This window comes from Caballeronia sp. LjRoot29 (assembly GCF_964252755.1).
Taxonomy (GTDB): domain Bacteria; phylum Pseudomonadota; class Gammaproteobacteria; order Burkholderiales; family Burkholderiaceae; genus Caballeronia.
Genome location: NZ_CAXUPU020000001.1, coordinates 113,507 through 129,174 on the forward strand (window position 1 = coordinate 113,507; position 15,668 = coordinate 129,174).

General features: G+C 58.9%; 17 protein-coding genes. 13 read left to right on the forward strand and 4 right to left on the reverse strand.

The genetic code is table 11. The features are described 5' to 3' along the window. Positions 1 to 374 precede the first annotated feature (374 nt). Complete coding sequence (locus tag ACSQ83_RS00415) at positions 375 to 527, forward strand: DUF3096 domain-containing protein (RefSeq protein WP_158936575.1); 153 nt, start codon at positions 375 to 377, stop codon at positions 525 to 527. Positions 528 to 733: 206 nt separating this feature from the next. Here the strand turns inward: ACSQ83_RS00415 and ACSQ83_RS00420 are convergent, their stop codons facing one another. Continuing rightward, the gene (locus ACSQ83_RS00420) at positions 734 to 982 is read right to left on the reverse strand and encodes a hypothetical protein (RefSeq protein WP_414948301.1); all 249 of its coding nucleotides are present in this window, start codon (positions 980 to 982) and stop codon (positions 734 to 736) included. 386 nt (positions 983 to 1,368) lie between these two features. On the opposite strand from ACSQ83_RS00420, the gene ACSQ83_RS00425 reads away from it, so the two are divergent. The 3 genes from ACSQ83_RS00425 to ACSQ83_RS00435 all read left to right on the forward strand — a co-directional run bounded on the left by ACSQ83_RS00425 (position 1,369) and on the right by ACSQ83_RS00435 (position 4,987). After that, complete coding sequence (locus tag ACSQ83_RS00425; protein ID WP_436226898.1) at positions 1,369 to 3,234, forward strand: glycoside hydrolase family 15 protein; 1,866 nt, start codon at positions 1,369 to 1,371, stop codon at positions 3,232 to 3,234. A 14-nt stretch (positions 3,235 to 3,248) separates the two neighbouring features. Further along, positions 3,249 to 3,632 (forward strand): hypothetical protein, encoded by a 384-nt coding sequence (locus tag ACSQ83_RS00430; RefSeq protein WP_436226899.1) that lies wholly within the window; start codon positions 3,249 to 3,251, stop codon positions 3,630 to 3,632. Positions 3,633 to 3,715: 83 nt separating this feature from the next. Continuing rightward, a complete protein-coding gene (locus ACSQ83_RS00435; RefSeq protein ID WP_414948076.1) occupies positions 3,716 to 4,987 on the forward strand; it encodes a polyhydroxyalkanoate depolymerase in 1,272 nt (423 codons plus the stop codon). Positions 4,988 to 5,109: 122 nt separating this feature from the next. Here the strand turns inward: ACSQ83_RS00435 and ACSQ83_RS00440 are convergent, their stop codons facing one another. Further along, positions 5,110 to 5,742, reverse strand: coding sequence for a TetR/AcrR family transcriptional regulator (locus tag ACSQ83_RS00440; RefSeq protein ID WP_089160752.1), 633 nt, complete (start codon positions 5,740 to 5,742; stop codon positions 5,110 to 5,112). A 450-nt stretch (positions 5,743 to 6,192) separates the two neighbouring features. On the opposite strand from ACSQ83_RS00440, the gene rsxB reads away from it, so the two are divergent. From rsxB to ACSQ83_RS00455, 3 genes are all read left to right on the forward strand, one after another. Next, a complete protein-coding gene (gene rsxB, locus ACSQ83_RS00445; RefSeq protein WP_436226900.1) occupies positions 6,193 to 7,119 on the forward strand; it encodes an electron transport complex subunit RsxB in 927 nt (308 codons plus the stop codon). A 5-nt stretch (positions 7,120 to 7,124) separates the two neighbouring features. Continuing rightward, positions 7,125 to 7,769: an endonuclease III gene (nth, locus tag ACSQ83_RS00450; protein ID WP_414948074.1), complete on the forward strand. Its 645-nt coding sequence runs from the start codon at positions 7,125 to 7,127 to the stop codon at positions 7,767 to 7,769. Positions 7,770 to 7,872: 103 nt separating this feature from the next. Then, positions 7,873 to 8,304, forward strand: a complete 432-nt coding sequence (locus tag ACSQ83_RS00455) for a DUF1841 family protein (RefSeq protein ID WP_414948073.1) — start codon at positions 7,873 to 7,875, stop codon at positions 8,302 to 8,304. A 124-nt stretch (positions 8,305 to 8,428) separates the two neighbouring features. Here ACSQ83_RS00455 and ACSQ83_RS00460 read toward each other — a convergent pair whose 3' ends face one another. Then, the gene (locus ACSQ83_RS00460) at positions 8,429 to 8,809 is read right to left on the reverse strand and encodes a c-type cytochrome (protein WP_414948072.1); all 381 of its coding nucleotides are present in this window, start codon (positions 8,807 to 8,809) and stop codon (positions 8,429 to 8,431) included. A gap of 80 nt (positions 8,810 to 8,889) precedes the next feature. Further along, positions 8,890 to 9,255, reverse strand: a complete 366-nt coding sequence (locus ACSQ83_RS00465; protein ID WP_097261818.1) for a c-type cytochrome — start codon at positions 9,253 to 9,255, stop codon at positions 8,890 to 8,892. 448 nt (positions 9,256 to 9,703) lie between these two features. Between ACSQ83_RS00465 and ACSQ83_RS00470 the strand changes: the two genes are divergently transcribed. The 6 genes from ACSQ83_RS00470 to ACSQ83_RS00495 all read left to right on the forward strand — a co-directional run bounded on the left by ACSQ83_RS00470 (position 9,704) and on the right by ACSQ83_RS00495 (position 15,651). Beyond that, entirely contained in the window at positions 9,704 to 10,546 is an 843-nt protein-coding gene (locus tag ACSQ83_RS00470) for an AAA family ATPase (protein ID WP_301780162.1), read from the forward strand. A 12-nt stretch (positions 10,547 to 10,558) separates the two neighbouring features. Beyond that, complete coding sequence (locus ACSQ83_RS00475; RefSeq protein ID WP_414948071.1) at positions 10,559 to 11,173, forward strand: GNAT family N-acetyltransferase; 615 nt, start codon at positions 10,559 to 10,561, stop codon at positions 11,171 to 11,173. Between the two features lie 34 nt (positions 11,174 to 11,207). After that, positions 11,208 to 12,383, forward strand: coding sequence for a vWA domain-containing protein (locus ACSQ83_RS00480; RefSeq protein ID WP_414948070.1), 1,176 nt, complete (start codon positions 11,208 to 11,210; stop codon positions 12,381 to 12,383). Between the two features lie 113 nt (positions 12,384 to 12,496). Further along, positions 12,497 to 13,684: a benzoate/H(+) symporter BenE family transporter gene (locus ACSQ83_RS00485; RefSeq protein ID WP_436226901.1), complete on the forward strand. Its 1,188-nt coding sequence runs from the start codon at positions 12,497 to 12,499 to the stop codon at positions 13,682 to 13,684. A gap of 426 nt (positions 13,685 to 14,110) precedes the next feature. Next, positions 14,111 to 15,064, forward strand: a complete 954-nt coding sequence (gene tal, locus ACSQ83_RS00490) for a transaldolase (protein WP_414969269.1) — start codon at positions 14,111 to 14,113, stop codon at positions 15,062 to 15,064. A 170-nt stretch (positions 15,065 to 15,234) separates the two neighbouring features. Next, positions 15,235 to 15,651 carry a VOC family protein gene (locus tag ACSQ83_RS00495; protein WP_414948067.1) on the forward strand — a complete coding sequence of 139 codons (417 nt, stop codon included), beginning with the start codon at positions 15,235 to 15,237 and terminating at the stop codon, positions 15,649 to 15,651. Positions 15,652 to 15,668 lie beyond the last annotated feature (17 nt).

A 15,668-nucleotide genomic window follows, 5' to 3' on the forward strand; every position in this document is an offset into this window, starting at 1 on the left:
AGACCTGGACACAGCGGTCGACCCAACGCTGCGGCACGAACTTTGCGTGGAAGCGAAGCCCCGGACATGGAACGCGGAAGGTAAATGAGGAAACCGAAAGCTAAAACGCGTCAAACGAGCGAAATAGTTGAAGTAGCTGAAATGAGAAGTGAAGTGAGTGAAATCTGCCAATTGCATACCGCCTCCTGATCGTTCGTTATTACGGCTTGTTTTCAGGTTGTTCAAACTTGCATCAAGCTTGCTGCAAGGTACGCGAGCCAACGAATGCGCCCGATTGTCCCAATTGTCACCGGTCATCGCTTCGGCGCATGATGCAGACCTGACGTAGACCTGATGCACACCCATTCCCATCAAAATATCAACAAGGAGTCACCATGGATATCCATCTGAGCCTCGGACCGCTGGTTGCACTGATCGCAGGCATTCTGATCCTGATCGTGCCGCGCCTGCTTAACTTCATCGTCGCGATCTACCTCATCATCATCGGACTGATCGGCGTGTTCGGACTAAGCGCGACCCACTTCTGACGCAGGCATCCCGAACATCGCCGTAGCGATGCCACCCGCGACGCGCTCCTTAAGACGCTGTTATGGGAGCGAGGTTCCAAACGTGGTTCCTGGCGACGTGCAAACGCTGAACGCGGGGTCGCAATTCGCGATCCCGCGCGCCGAAAAATGGTCTGGAATCAAACCCCAGCGCTGCTTAATACAGTGCAATCGCAGCGCAATCGGGTTTAGTTGTTGGCAAGCTGATCGAGCCGCATGCGGCCCTGCAGCGACAAGCCGCCTACCGCGGTATGCCCGTCGATCTCGCGATACCTCGTGAAGCAAGCGCGTTCGATCAGGAACGACGCAGCGGTTTCCATCCCGTTGCGGGACAGGCCGAGATTCTTGTAATTGAGATCCAGGAGCGTGTTTTGATCGGCGATACGGCTCGCAGCCGACAGGATGGCGATGCAATCAGCTCTCGACGGATTCAGCATGGCTTTCACTTTCGATGTCCTCGAAACGTTAAGCAAGCAGGACGCGCGTGACGTGCATCAACAGGTCCTGTATTGCAGACCTGCATGGCTATCTTGGCCGATCCGTCAGACGCAAAGATTCATTCTAGGCATTTGTCACAAGTTTTTTCAACCTTCCTGCGCTTGCGTTTTTGCAAGGCCATTGCAAGGCCGATTGAACGCGAAGCGGCGGACCGAAACTTGCAACAAATGCCTGAGACACTTGACGCACGACTTTAGACAAGCAAGCACGAAAGACGCGAAATCCGAATGCGCTTCATAATCGAACGCTCGAAAGGCTGGAAGCTTGCCTCCCCCAATCACGCGGCGCCTGAACTGCGGCCGCATCGACTTCATTCTCCTAGCCTATGCCCGCATTGATCGAGGACTACGCCCTGGTCGGCGACGGTCACACCGCCGCCCTGATTTCAAAAGAAGGCTCCATCGACTGGCTGTGCTGGCCGCGCTTCGATTCCGGCGCGTGTTTTGCAGCCCTGCTGGGCACGCCGGAAAACGGCCGCTGGCTAATCACGCCCGACCTGCCCGATGGCGCTCCGCCACCAGTCATCACGCGCCGATATCGCGGCGACACGCTGATCCTGGAAACCGACTTCGAAACGTCTGACGGGAAAGTTTCGCTTATCGACTTCATGCCGGTCCGCGATGGCGCGTCCGACCTTGTGCGCATCGTCGTGGGACGGCGCGGCACGGTGAAGATGAAGATGGAACTGGTGCTGCGCTTCGATTACGGTTCCTCCATTCCCTGGGTCAGCAAGCTCCCCGATGAAAGCGGCATTCGCGCGATCGCCGGCCCTGATCTCTGCGTGTTGCGCACGCCCATCGAACTCAGCGGCGAAAACATGCGCACGATCGGCGAATTCACCGTGAGCGAGGGTGAGCGCGTCCCCTTCTCGCTCGTTTATTCGCAATCGCACTTGCGCCTGCCGCGCGCGCTCGATCCCCATACGCAGTTCGCGCGCACCGAAAATTTCTGGCTGGAATGGTCCGGGCGCAGCAATCTCGATGGCCGCTGGGGTCCGGCCATCCGCCGCTCGCTGATCACGCTCAAGGCGCTGGCCTACGAACCGACTGGCGGGATTGTCGCGGCGCCGACCACGTCGTTGCCGGAGCAACTGGGCGGCACGCGCAACTGGGATTATCGATACTGCTGGCTACGCGACGCCACCATCACCCTCCTCGCGATGATGCGCAGCGGGTACTACGACGAAGCCCGCGCCTGGCGCGCATGGCTGGGCCGCGTGATGGCCGGATCGCCGGATCAGGTGCAGATCATGTACGGCATTGCGGGCGAGCGGCGCTTGCCTGAGTGGGAGGTCGACTGGCTGCCGGGTTATGAGAACTCGAAGCCGGTGCGCATTGGCAACGGCGCGGTCAACCAATTGCAACTCGATGTCTACGGCGAAGTCATGAACGCGCTGCATCTCGCGCGCGTGGGCGGCCTGCAAGCCGATGACACCGTCTGGTCAATCCAGCGCGCAATGCTCAATCATCTCGACACGGTTTGGCAGGAACCCGACGAAGGAATTTGGGAGACGCGCGGCGGGCGTCAGCAATTCACCTTTTCGAAGGTCATGGCGTGGGTGGCTTACGACCGCGCGATCAAATCGGCGGAACAGTTCGGCCTGGAAGGTCCGCTCGACCATTGGCGCAACCTGCGCGCCACCATTCACGCGGACGTGTGCGAGAAAAGCTGGAATCCGTCGATGAACTCGTTCGTGCAGACATACGGCGGCGATGCTCTCGATGCCAGCTTGCTATTGATTCCGCTGCTCGGTTTCCTCCCGCCGGAAGATCCTCGCGTGATTGGCACGCTCCACGCCATCGAGCGCGATCTCACCCACGACGGGCTGGTCAAGCGCTATCACACCACGGAAGTGGAGGATGGCCTGCCGCCCGGGGAAGGCACGTTTCTGGCGTGTAGTTTCTGGCTGGTCGACAACCTGGCGCTGCAGTGCCGCCACGATGAAGCGTACGCAATGTTCGAGCGATTGCTTGGTCTCGCCAATGACGTTGGCCTTCTGGCCGAGGAATACGACACGGTCGCGAAACGTCAGGTGGGTAACTTCCCACAGGCGTTTTCGCATGTTGCGCTCGTGCATACCGGCATGAACCTGATGCGTCATGAGCAAGGTATGGCGAAGGCGACGGGCCAACCTGCGTCGCGTCCGGACAAACCCTCGGACGCAGCACTCGAGAAAGAAAGTGAATCGTAATGTTATTCGAATGATTGACGAAATTTGACGACTTCGACGCAAAATTCCTGCTGAATAGCAGTAAAGAGCACGTATGTTGCATTGCACAAAAGCCTGTTCTTAGCTATTATCCAAGAGGCTTTCCGACCGGTCGTTCGGCAAATGAAAAGGTTTATTGGGGTCCCATTGCGGTCTGTTTCGACGGCTTAGCCGCACGTGTTTCGTGTGCTGTTTCAAGTTCAGCCCAGAAGAGGCGCAACGCCGGCTTACCCCGATCCCTGCCCCGTTTCCCCCACGATCCCTCGTTGAGCAAACAAGCAATAAACGAAGCAACCCACGAAGCATTGAATAACTGCCAGCGCCAGCAATACGGTGCAATCGACGAACTGCACGCCGGGCCGGAACCAGCGAAAACCTGACCGGCATGACGCTACCGCCGATAGAGGCCAACCGCCGGACATGCGCCCGAACACGGGCATAACCGGTTTTTTACAGGTCAGACATGCTCTATCAATTGCACGAATTTCAGCGGGCCATGTTGAGTCCCCTCACGGCATGGGCGGAAGCGGCATCGAAGTCGTTCACTAATCCTTCCAGCCCGCTCGCGTACGTGCCCGGTTCCACGCGCCTCGCAGCCGGCTACGAATTGTTGTATCGCCTGGGCAAGGACTACGAAAAGCCAGAGTTCGAATTGCATCAGATCGAGAAGAACGGTCATGCCATTCCTATCGTCGAGCAGATCGTGATGGAAAAGCCCTTCTGCCGGCTGATCCGTTTCAAGCGTTTCTCGGACGACAGCGCGACCGTCACCGAACTCAAGACCGAGCCCATCGTGTTGGTTTGCGCTCCGTTGTCAGGTCACCACTCCACGCTGTTGCGCGACACCGTGAAGACCCTGCTGCAGGATCATAAGGTCTACCTGACCGACTGGCTCGATGCCCGCATGGTGCCACTCGAAGACGGCGCGTTCCATCTCGACGACTACGTGGAATACATCCAGGAATTCATCCGCCACATTGGCGCGAAAGATCTGCATGTGATTTCGGTATGTCAGCCGACCGTGCCGGTGCTCGCCGCGATCTCGCTGATGGCCAGCCGCGGCGAAGACACGCCGCGCACCATGACCATGATGGGAGGCCCGATTGACGCGCGTCGCAGCCCCACGTCGGTCAACTCGCTGGCGAGCGAACATTCATACGAATGGTTTGAGAACAACGTGATCTACACGGTGCCGGCGAACTATCCGGGTGTGGGCCGCAAGGTGTATCCGGGCTTTCTGCAGCATGCCGGTTTTGTCGCGATGAACCCGGAGCGGCACGTGACGGCGCATTGGGATTTCTATCAGAACCTGATGCGTGGTGACGACGAAGATGCGGAGCAACATCGCCGTTTCTACGATGAATACAACGCCGTGCTCGACATGGACGCCGACTACTATCTCGACACCATTCGTATTGTGTTCCAGGAGTATCGACTCGCTGAAGGCACGTGGGATGTCAATGGCGAGCTGGTACGTCCGGAGGACATCAAGAACACGGCATTGCTGACCATCGAAGGTGAACTCGACGACATTTCCGGCAGCGGCCAGACCCGTGCGGCACATGATTTGTGCACCGGCATTCCGGCGAAGAACAAACGCCATTACATGGCAGAGAAAGCCGGCCATTACGGTATTTTCTCTGGACGCCGCTGGCGCACGATGGTGTATCCGCAACTGCGCGAATTTATTCTCGCGCACGACAAGGCGCCGAAAAAGGAAGCTGTCCCGGCTTGATCGACGTCCGATGCAGATAGCAGTCTGAAATTAATTGGCATGTCAAAACACGCTGCGTTTTACGCGGCGTGTTTTGTTTTGCGGCCTCTCTTCGGTGAGAAGGCGGCAATGAGGCTGATGTGTCAGCGTCGCAGCAAATACGCGAGCAACAACTCCGTGTTCATCTTGATGATTTCATCGCGTTCGGCGTCGCGGCTGAAGTCGAGTCCGAACGTGGCTTCGAGCGTGAATCGATTCGATACGATGTAATAGCCCAGACCCGACAAGGTCACGTAAAAGCGCAGAGGGTCGACGTTATTGCGGAATAGTCCCGCGTGCTGACCGCGTTCGAGAATCTTCGCAAGCGTGGCGACCACCGGTGATATCAATTCTCGAATCCGGGTAGAGCCCTTTATATAGCGGGCTTCGTGCAGATTTTCGTTATTGATGAGCCGCAAGAGTTCGGGATGCTCACGATAATAATTCCAGATGAAATGCGCCAGTTGCGTGATGGCTTCGACGGGTGCGATTCCATCCAGATCCAGCGTCTTTTCAGCGTCGGTGAGTGCGGCGAATGCATGTTCGAGCACGGCCGTGAACAACTGCTCCTTGCTGCCGAAATAGTAGTAGAGCATTCGCTCGTTGGTTTCGGCACGGCGTGCAATCTGGTCGACACGCGCGCCGAACAAGCCACCGGCCGCGAATTCCTCTGCGGCGGCGAGCAGGATGCGACGGCGTGTACCCTCGGGATCTCTTTTGATTTTTGGCTGGTTCATGGTGGCTTTGTGATCGACAAACCGCGTTATCGGGATATCGTCACGCTTCCCGTGTCCACAAGAAGCATGCGATGGATCGGCTACGCCAACGTGAGTGGGGAATACCGTCCTGCAGTCAATCGAAAGCAATTTGATTATGTGCACATCGTTGGCATGTTGGCAATTGGGAATGATTGGGAACCGCTTGAAATTCAGCGATAATGCGGCTTCCCATGCAACGGCCGGAAACCCTCGACCGTGACGTCAAGGATGAACGCGGACCTGAGCCGTCGACGAGCCGTCGTCATATCCAGCGCGCCTTTTTACCGAAGCTCGCCGATTGCGGATTGGTCAGGTCGAGCGAATGGCCAAACATCTGTTTCGCCGGATCCACAGGCCCGGTGAAAGCCGTAAAGCATGCCCGTTCGCACCGCCCTCCCCACGCTGTAGCAAGCCGTTAATGTGACCGTAGTGACTGCAACCTCTTCCAAGACCCTCGCCGACCAGATCGAAGACCGGCTGCCCCAGACGCAATGCACTAAATGCGGTTATCCCGCGTGCCGCCCGTATGCTGAAGCGATTGCCGCTGGCGAAGCAAAATACAACCAGTGCCCGCCGGGCGGCGAGGAAGGCGTGGCCCGCCTCGCGAGCCTGCTCGGCCTGCCCGTCATTGCGTTGAATCTGGATAACGGCATTGAACGGCCAAGGCCGCTTGCGATCATCGATGAAAATCTTTGCATCGGATGCACGCTATGCCTCCAGGCATGTCCAGTAGATGCAATCATCGGCGCTGCCAAGCAGATGCACACGATCATCCCCGAGCTCTGCACGGGTTGCGACTTGTGCGTACCGCCCTGCCCGGTCGATTGCATCGCCATGGTCCCGGTCACGGGTGAGAAGACCGGCTGGGACGCATGGAGCCAGCAGGAAGCCGACGCGGCACGCGAGCGGCACAATCAGCGGCTCGCACGCCTCGCCCGTGAACGCGACGCGGCCGAAGCGCGCAAGGCGGCACGCATGGCCGGGGCAGCGGGTATCGCACCGCATAGCGAGCCGAACGTTGAGTTACACGGTCAATCCGATGTCCAGCAGGATGCATCGCCTGATTCAACAAAGGCGCAATCCACCGCCACTGCCGACGATGACGCGCAGGCGAAAAAGCGCGCCATCATCCAGGCGGCGATGGACCGTGCGCGCCAGAAGAAAGAAGAAATGGCCAGGCTCGGCGCGGGACCGAAAAATACCGATGCGGTCAGCCCGGAGGTTCAGGCGCAGATCGATGCAGCGGAAGCCCGGCGTCGCCGGCTCGGTATGATTCGCGCAGACGACGACAAAAGCTCGACACCCGCCATCGACGCTGACAATTCTGGCAGCCCAAGCAGCGACAATAAAACCTGAACGCGATGAACCCCACAAAACGCCGTGCGATCTTTGAAACGCTGCAAAGCCTGAATCCGCATCCGACCACCGAACTTGAGCACGAGTCGCCGTTCGAATTGCTGATCTCGGTGATGCTGTCGGCGCAGGCCACCGACGTCTCCGTGAACAAGGCAATGCGACGCATGTATCCGGTCGCCAACACGCCGGCCAAGGTGCTGGCGCTCGGCGAAGAAGGCGTGACGGAGTACATCAAGACCATCGGCTTGTATCGGACGAAGGCGAAGAACGTGATCGCCACGTGCAAGATACTGATCGAGCAATACGGCGGCGAGGTGCCGGATAATCGCGAGGCGCTCGAAGCACTGCCGGGTGTCGGACGCAAGACGGCCAACGTGATCCTGAACACGGCGTTCGGCCATCCGACTATCGCGGTTGATACGCATATCTTCCGGGTATCGAATCGGACCGGGCTCGCGCCGGGCAAAGACGTGAAAGCGGTCGAAGCGGCGCTTGAGAAATTCGTCCCCGATGAATTCAAGCAGGACGCCCACCACTGGCTTATCCTGCACGGTCGTTATGTATGCCGGGCACGCGTGCCGGAATGCTGGCATTGCGCGATCGAGCCGCTGTGCGAATACCGGCCGAAGACGCCGGCGCCTGTCGAGTAAGCAAAGTTAGCGGATTAAGCGCGGCGGCCCGAAGCGGGCGAAAGGTGGTGATGCAGATTAAAATGACCCTCTGAAAACGATACCCGCAAGCAGCCCCACAACCATGTTCAACCCCAGCCGCGACGAAGTTCGCCAATTTTTCACCGACACCTGGCGCAAGCAGCGCGAAGGTGGCGTCCTGACACCGCTTGAGAGCATTGCCGCGGACTGGATCGGTGAACATCCTGAATATCAGCAAGAACTCGCCGATCCCGACGTGGCCCACGCCGACTACTCTCCGGATCAGGGCAAGAGCAACCCGTTCCTGCATTTATCGATGCACCTTGCGATCACCGAGCAACTGTCGATCGATCAGCCGCCCGGCATCCGGCGCGCGCATGAGCGGCTCGTCAGCCGGATGGGCTCGACGCACGACGCTCAGCACGCAATCATGGAATGCCTCGGGCAGATCATCTGGGAATCACAGCGCAACAACACGCCGCCGGACACCGACGCGTATCTTGCGCTGATCGAACAGCGCGCGTCGCGAGACTGACTGAGACTGAAGAATCGAGCGCTGGACCAAAAACGAAAACACCCCGCGGGTCACTGACCGGCGGGGTGTTTTTTTGCGTCCGATAAAACAACAACAGCGAACAACAACAGCGCGCGTGCGACGCTTACTTCTTCACGACCAGATCGCCATCCAGCGATTCGATATACGCCGAGATGTCTTTCAGATCGCTTTGCGACAAGCTCTGAACCTGCGCCGACATGATCGGGTTGTTACGCCCGAAATTCGGATTGCCGTTGCCCATCTGGTACTGGCGCAGCGCCCAGTAGAGATAGTCGGCGTGCTGACCTGCGAGCTTCGGATACTCCGCGCTCACCGGCTTGTTCAGGTTCGGGCCGTGGCAGGCCGCGCAATTGTGGGCCTCGGTGAGCACCTTGCCATTGCTTGCATCGGCTGCATGCGCCGGCTGCATGGCAAGAGCGCCGAGCGCGCCGATCAGCGCGGCTGCCGTGCATGTTGTCTTCAACACTGTGTCGAGTGCCTTCATGAATTCTCCTGTCCGCGATTAGTGATTACCGGGTGACGGGCGCCCTGGATCTGACATTTCAGATAGGGACGCAACGCGGATCACTTGTCGGGATTGTTCTTTGAAGAGGGGGTTTGCGCGGCGTAATACGCAGCGATGTCGGCTATATCCTGATCGGAGAGCGTGGTTGCTATGCCATGCATCGTTTCAAAATGGCGATCGCCCTTCTTGTAGGCATGCAGCGCGTTCTCAATGTAGCGGGCGCTCTGGCCGCCGAGCATGGGGACCCGGTACACCTCGGGATACGCGGTGCGATAACCGGGAATGCCGTGGCACCCGATACACATCGCAACTTTGCCCTGGGCTGCTTTCGCGTTGCCCACGACATCGGCGGATGCCTGTGTCGCGAAGCCGGCAAGCCCCGACAGCGCTGCGATCACGGCACATTTGCCGACGAATTTATTCATAGCTTCTAACCTGGCATGAGGGGAAATCCGGCACCTTGGACGCCTGGCGTTCCGGGACTTTCTCGGGACTGGTCAAACGGTCGCGCGCGGCAATGATGGCATTGAATGGCCGCATTCAATCGCGCCTTGAAGCGCATTTCCACGAATTTCCGCGCATTTCCGTTTTTCCAGCCACGCGGGCCAAAAAAATCGCGCTAATTGTACCGCGCGACCTACCCTGCGTCCACCGGCCGCAGCGGGGTCGTCCCCGTCGCGCAAGCCCGTGGGGATTGGGGTCCGGGGAGACTGCGACAATCTGTCCGATGGACATTTGCTTCTCGCTCGGAAGTCACGCGGCGTTTGAGACCCGTTTCAGGCGCCGGCTGCGCCCGGCCGGACGTCCCGGGCGCGGCGCCCCCAAAACCCTTCTGACTTATACTGCAATTTTTCCTTCTCCGAGGGACGCGTCATGCGTTTTGAAGGTTCATCGCAATACGTCGCCACCGACGATCTCAAGCTCGCCGTCAACGCCGCCATCACCCTGCAGCGCCCGCTTTTGATCAAGGGCGAGCCCGGCACCGGCAAGACGATGCTGGCCGAGGAAGTCGCCGCCGCGCTCGGCATGCCGCTCCTTCAATGGCACATCAAGTCGACCACCAAAGCCCAGCAAGGCCTTTACGAGTACGACGCGGTGTCGCGCCTGCGCGATTCCCAGCTTGGCGACGAACGCGTGAAGGACATCCGCAATTACATCGTCAAGGGTGTGCTGTGGCAGGCATTCGATGCCGACGAACCCGGCGTGCTGCTGATCGATGAAATCGATAAAGCGGACATCGAATTCCCGAACGACCTGCTGCGCGAACTCGACCGGATGGAATTCTATGTATACGAGACTCACGAGCTGGTGAAAGCGAAACACCGGCCGCTGGTGATCATTACGTCGAACAACGAAAAAGAGCTGCCCGACGCGTTCCTGCGCCGCTGCTTTTTCCACTACATCAAGTTCCCCGAACCGACGACGATGAAAGAGATCGTCGAGGTGCATTTCCCCGGCATCAAGCAGGAACTGCTCGCCGCCGCGATGCAAAGTTTCTTCGAGTTGCGCAATGTATCCGGGTTGAAGAAGAAACCGTCGACATCGGAATTGCTCGACTGGCTGAAGCTGCTGCTGGCTGAAGACATTGGCCCGGAAGCGCTGCGCTCGACCGACCAGAAACAGATCATCCCGCCGTTGCATGGCGCATTGCTCAAGAACGAACAGGACCTGAGCCTGTTCGAGCGCCTGTTGTTCATGAACCGCAACAATCGTTGAAGGGCTGCGCGCATGAGCCGCTGGATCGATCCGGTTACGCTGGAAGGCAAGTTCGTGAGACTCGTGCCGCTTGAGCGCGAGCATCAGGACGCGCTTGCCAGCGCCACGGCGGACGGCGAGTTGTGGAAGCTCTGGTACACGAGCGTCCCCTCGCCCGGCACAATCACCACGTGGATGGACGCGGCGCTCGCCCAGCGCGATTCGGACGGCGCGCAACCATTCACCGTGATCGACGCGAGGACAGGCGACGTAGTGGGCAGCACGCGGTATATGAACGTTGAGGCGGCGCATCGGCGGCTTGAGATTGGCAGCACGTGGTACGCAAAACGCGTGCAGCGCACGGCGATCAACACCGAAGTCAAGCTGCTCCTGCTCTCGCACGCGTTCGATACGCTGAAGACGATTGCCGTCGAGTTCCGGACGCATTTCATGAACCGTCAGTCGCGCACGGCAATTGCGCGGTTGGGCGCGAAGGAAGACGGAATCCTGCGCAATCACCAGATCGGCCGGGACGGCATTTACCGCGATACGGTGGTATTTTCGATCATCGAGTCCGAGTGGCCGGCCGTGCGTGCAAACCTGCGCGCCAAACTGGAAACGCGGCTCGACTTGCAGCTCGATTCATAGCCGTACTGCGATAGATTGGGGCAAGGAGCCCGGCATGCTGATCGACTTTTTCTATACTCTGCGCGGCGCCAAGCTACCGGTTTCGGTGAAGGAATACCTGACTTTGCTTGAAGCGTTGAAGGCTCAGGTCATTGGCCCTTCTATCGATGAGTTTTACTTTCTCGCGCGCATGACGCTGATCAAGGACGAGAAATACTTCGATAAATTCGACCAGGCGTTCGGCACCTATTTCAAGGGTATTGCCGCACTCGATGAAGACGCATTCGATGTCCCGCTCGACTGGCTCAAGAAGCGCCTGGAACGGGATTTCACGCCCGAGGAAAAACGTCAGATAGAAGCGCTTGGCGGTATCGACAAGTTGATGGAACGGTTGAAAGAACTTCTCGAAGAGCAGAACGAACGGCACGAAGGTGGCAGCAAGTGGATTGGTTCGGGCGGGACGTCGCCATTCGGCAATGGTGGATATAACCCTGAAGGGATTCGGATTGGCGGGGATTCCGCAGGGAATCGAACGGCCATCAAGGTCTGGGATGAACGCGCGTACAAGGATTACGACGATCAGGTCGAGATCGGGACGCGCAATATCAAGGTGGCGTTGCGGCGCTTGCGGCGGTTCGCGCGCGAAGGCGCCGCCGATGAACTCGATCTCCCCGACACCATTCGCAGTACTGCCGCGAATGCCGGCTGGCTCGACCTGAAGATGGTGCCGGAGCGCCACAATAACGTGAAAGTCCTGATGCTGCTGGATGTCGGCGGATCGATGGACGACCATATCAAGCGCGTTGAAGAACTCTTTTCGGCGGCGAAGTCGGAGTTTAAACATCTGGAGTTTTATTACTTCCACAACTGCGTGTATGACTATCTCTGGAAAAATAACCGGAGACGGCATGGTGAGCGCACCGCGACGTTTGATGTACTGCACAAGTTTTCGCCCGACACCAAGTTGATTTTTGTCGGCGATGCAACCATGAGCCCGTATGAAGTCGTTCAACCCGGCGGTTCGGTCGAGTACAACAATGCCGAAGCCGGCGCAGTCTGGTTAAGACGCCTTGCCGATCAATTCCCGCGTTTTGCGTGGCTCAATCCGGAGCCGGAAAGACTTTGGGAATATCGGCAGTCGGTATCGATTATTCGGCAAATATTAGGCGGCCGAATGTATGGCCTGACGCTTGGCGGACTTGAAAGCGCAATGCGCGCGCTTTCTAAATAAACCGCGTTCGGCAAGCCGCTTTTTAAAGTGGCACGGCAAAATTTTTCCGGACTGTCACTGCCCTTAATCCCTTCTGGCCGGTACGATCTGCGATCGTCTCTCCAAGGCTTCGCATGAATCCGCCCGCCACGACCTTCAGCCCTTTCGCCGATTCCTCCATTTCTGCGCTCGTCGCGGGATTCGTCGCGATGATGACGGGCTATACCAGCGCGCTCGTCCTCATGTTCCAGGCAGGACGCGCCGCCCATCTCTCCGACGCACAGATTTCCTCCTGGATCTGGGCCCTCTCCATTGGCATGGCGCTATGCACGATCGGCCTTTCGCTCAAGTTCCGCGCGCCCATCGTTATCGCCTGGTCGACGCCGGGCGCGGCGCTCCTCGTGACATCGCTTCCGAACGTGGCGTATCCGGACGCGATCGGCGCTTTCGTCGTCTGCGCAGTTTTGCTCGTTATCGTGGGCCTCACGGGCTGGTTTGATACGCTCATGCGGAAAATCCCCGTCAGCATCGCCGCCGCGCTGCTGGCCGGCATCCTGTTCGAGATCGGCATCGAGATATTCAAGGCCGCCCAGTTCCAGACCGCCCTCGTCCTGGCGATGTTCTTCACCTATCTGGTCGTGAAACGCCTCGCTCCCCGCTACGCCATCCTCACGACGCTCGTGGTCGGCATCGTCGCCGCAGGGTCGCTCGGTCTGCTCGACTTCAGCCAGTTCCACGTCGCGCTCGCGCACCCCGTTTTCACCTTGCCTCACTTCTCGCTCGCGTCGGTCATCAGTATCGGCATCCCGCTGTTCGTGGTCGCGGTGGCCTCCCAGAACGTGCCCGGCATCGCCGTGCTGCGGGCGGACGGCTACGACACGCCGTCCGCGCCGCTGATCGCGACTACCGGCCTGGCATCGCTCGTTCTCGCGCCGTTCGGCTCCCACGGCATCAACCTGGCCGCCATCACCGCCGCCATCTGCACCGGACCCGAAGCTAACCAGGACCCGGCGAAGCGCTACATGGCCGCCGTCTGGTGCGGGATTTTCTACCTTCTGGCCGGCATTTTTGGCGCGACCATTTCTGCGTTATTCGCATCGATGCCCAAAGCGCTGGTGGTGTCAGTCGCCGCGCTGGCCCTGTTCGGCTCGATCATGAGCGGCCTCACCAACGCGATGAGCGACCCGCGCCAGCGCGAAGCCGCGCTCGTCACGTTCATGGTCACCGCGTCGGGACTGACGCTGCTGTCGATCGGGTCGGCGTTCTGGGGCCTGGTGGCGGGTGTCGTCACGCAGATTGTGCTCAGCGCGCGGCGGGCGTAGATTGTTTGTTTCGACGCGAAATGATCACGCGAACCACGTGTAATGGGGCGTGGCGACCCAGATGCGGAGCGCTGGCATCGCGATTGCGCAGCACATTGAAGTGCCCGTCGTAAAACGCGAATCGGACTCGCAGTCAGCAATCGCAGCGCGTGAACTCTCGAAGCCACCCGCCGTCGAAAAAAGAGTGGGGCATCGCAAGCAATTCCGTAGCTCAGCGGCCCAAGTCAGGAAGCACGGCCGCGAACTACCGTGTTCTCTGCGCCAAATGGCGCAGCAGGAATAGAATGGCATTTGAATAGCAATTTGGGGCGAGCCGCTCGCCAACAGCTTGTGGCGCAGTACATCAGCACCAGCGGCCTCGCAAAACCCTTTCACCCGCGGGCATTCCGCATCTTTGACAACGGCACAACGCGCCGAAGACCAGACATGACCACCGCTCTCGATCAGCTTAAGCAATACACCACCGTTGTCGCCGATACCGGCAACTTCCAGCAACTCGGCGAATTCAAGCCGCAAGACGCGACCACGAACCCGTCGCTGATCCTCAAGGCCGTCCAGAACGACGCTTACAAGCCGCTGCTCGAGAAGACCGTCAAGGACCACGCCAGCAAGCCGATGGGCCAGATCATCGACCAGTTGCTGATTGCTTTCGGCAAGGAAATCCTGAAGATCGTCCCGGGCCGTGTGTCGACAGAAGTCGACGCCCGCCTGTCGTTCGACATCAAGGGGTCCATCGCCAAGGGTCACGAGCTCATCAAGCTGTACGAAGATTCGGGCATCGACCGCAAGCGCATCCTGATCAAGCTGGCGTCCACTTGGGAAGGCATCCGCGCGATGGAAACGCTGCAGAAGGATGGCATTCACTGCAACATGACCCTGCTGTTCTCGACCGCGCAAGCCGCGGCTGCGGCGGACGCCGGCGCGCAACTGATTTCGCCGTTTGTTGGCCGTATCTACGACTGGTACAAGAAGTCGGCAGGCGCGGATTGGGATCCGGTCAAGATGGGCGGCGCAAACGATCCGGGCGTGCAATCCGTGCGCAAGATCTACGCGTACTACAAGAAGTTCGGCTACAAGACTGAAGTGATGGGCGCGAGCTTCCGTACCGTCAGCCAGATCACCGAACTGGCCGGCTGCGACCTGCTGACCATCAGCCCGGACCTGCTGCAAAAGCTCGCCGACAGCACCGAAAAGGTCGAACGCAAGCTGTCGCCGGAAGCGGTCGCGAATGATGTGGTGAGCAAGATTGAAGTCGATGAATCGAGCTTCCGCTTCCTCGTCAACGACGACGCCATGGCAACTGAAAAGCTCGCCGAAGGCATCCGCGCGTTCGCGGCTGACGCAGTCAAGCTCGAAAAACTGATCGAAGCGCTGAAATAATTTCGCGGTTGCAACAGCTGTATTTCGCGTCTGAAAACGGGCGTCGGCGCTATTACGCCGACGCCTTTTTTTATGCGTATCGAGCCTGTGGAGTGCGTTTTTAGCCCTTGGGCGTGGGCTAGACTTTTGGCACGGGCGGCGAGGCTGCCCGATAAATCCAGGAGTTGCCAATGCGTCTCGAACCCTACTTGTTCTTCAACGGCCGCACGGAAGAAGCGCTTAAGTTCTATCAAAAGGCGATCGGCGCCGAAACCTTGTCGGTCCTGCATTTCAAGGATTCCCCCGAAGGCGTGACCGCCACGCCCGAATGGCTGGACAAGGTCATGCATGCCACTTTCCGGATAGGGCAAAGCGTCATCATGGCGTCGGATGGCGTGAACCCTGCTCCGCAGGTTTTCTCGGGCTTCAGTATCTCGATCGTTGCCGATGACGCCGCTTCGGGCCAAAAAATGTTTGACGCATTGAGCGTTGGCGGCGATGTACGGATGGCCTGGCAACCCACCTTCTGGAGCAGCGGTTTTGGCATGGTCTCCGATAAATTCGGCATGCCGTGGATGGTGAACGTGATGGAAGACATGGAGGGCTGACGCTGCGGGTCGTCTGC

Coding starts and splice junctions, on each gene's coding strand:
- ACSQ83_RS00415 (WP_158936575.1), top strand. CDS start 375: ATGGATATCCATCTGAGCCTCGGACCGCTGGTTGCACTGATCGCAGGC.
- ACSQ83_RS00475 (WP_414948071.1), top strand. CDS start 10,559: ATGAGCCGCTGGATCGATCCGGTTACGCTGGAAGGCAAGTTCGTGAGA.
- ACSQ83_RS00485 (WP_436226901.1), top strand. CDS start 12,497: ATGAATCCGCCCGCCACGACCTTCAGCCCTTTCGCCGATTCCTCCATT.
- ACSQ83_RS00460 (WP_414948072.1), bottom strand. CDS start 8,809: ATGAAGGCACTCGACACAGTGTTGAAGACAACATGCACGGCAGCCGCG.
- ACSQ83_RS00420 (WP_414948301.1), bottom strand. CDS start 982: ATGCTGAATCCGTCGAGAGCTGATTGCATCGCCATCCTGTCGGCTGCG.
- ACSQ83_RS00480 (WP_414948070.1), top strand. CDS start 11,208: ATGCTGATCGACTTTTTCTATACTCTGCGCGGCGCCAAGCTACCGGTT.
- ACSQ83_RS00470 (WP_301780162.1), top strand. CDS start 9,704: ATGCGTTTTGAAGGTTCATCGCAATACGTCGCCACCGACGATCTCAAG.
- ACSQ83_RS00440 (WP_089160752.1), bottom strand. CDS start 5,742: ATGAACCAGCCAAAAATCAAAAGAGATCCCGAGGGTACACGCCGTCGC.
- ACSQ83_RS00465 (WP_097261818.1), bottom strand. CDS start 9,255: ATGAATAAATTCGTCGGCAAATGTGCCGTGATCGCAGCGCTGTCGGGG.
- ACSQ83_RS00425 (WP_436226898.1), top strand. CDS start 1,369: ATGCCCGCATTGATCGAGGACTACGCCCTGGTCGGCGACGGTCACACC.
- ACSQ83_RS00455 (WP_414948073.1), top strand. CDS start 7,873: ATGTTCAACCCCAGCCGCGACGAAGTTCGCCAATTTTTCACCGACACC.
- ACSQ83_RS00435 (WP_414948076.1), top strand. CDS start 3,716: ATGCTCTATCAATTGCACGAATTTCAGCGGGCCATGTTGAGTCCCCTC.
- ACSQ83_RS00495 (WP_414948067.1), top strand. CDS start 15,235: ATGCGTCTCGAACCCTACTTGTTCTTCAACGGCCGCACGGAAGAAGCG.
- nth (WP_414948074.1), top strand. CDS start 7,125: ATGAACCCCACAAAACGCCGTGCGATCTTTGAAACGCTGCAAAGCCTG.
- tal (WP_414969269.1), top strand. CDS start 14,111: ATGACCACCGCTCTCGATCAGCTTAAGCAATACACCACCGTTGTCGCC.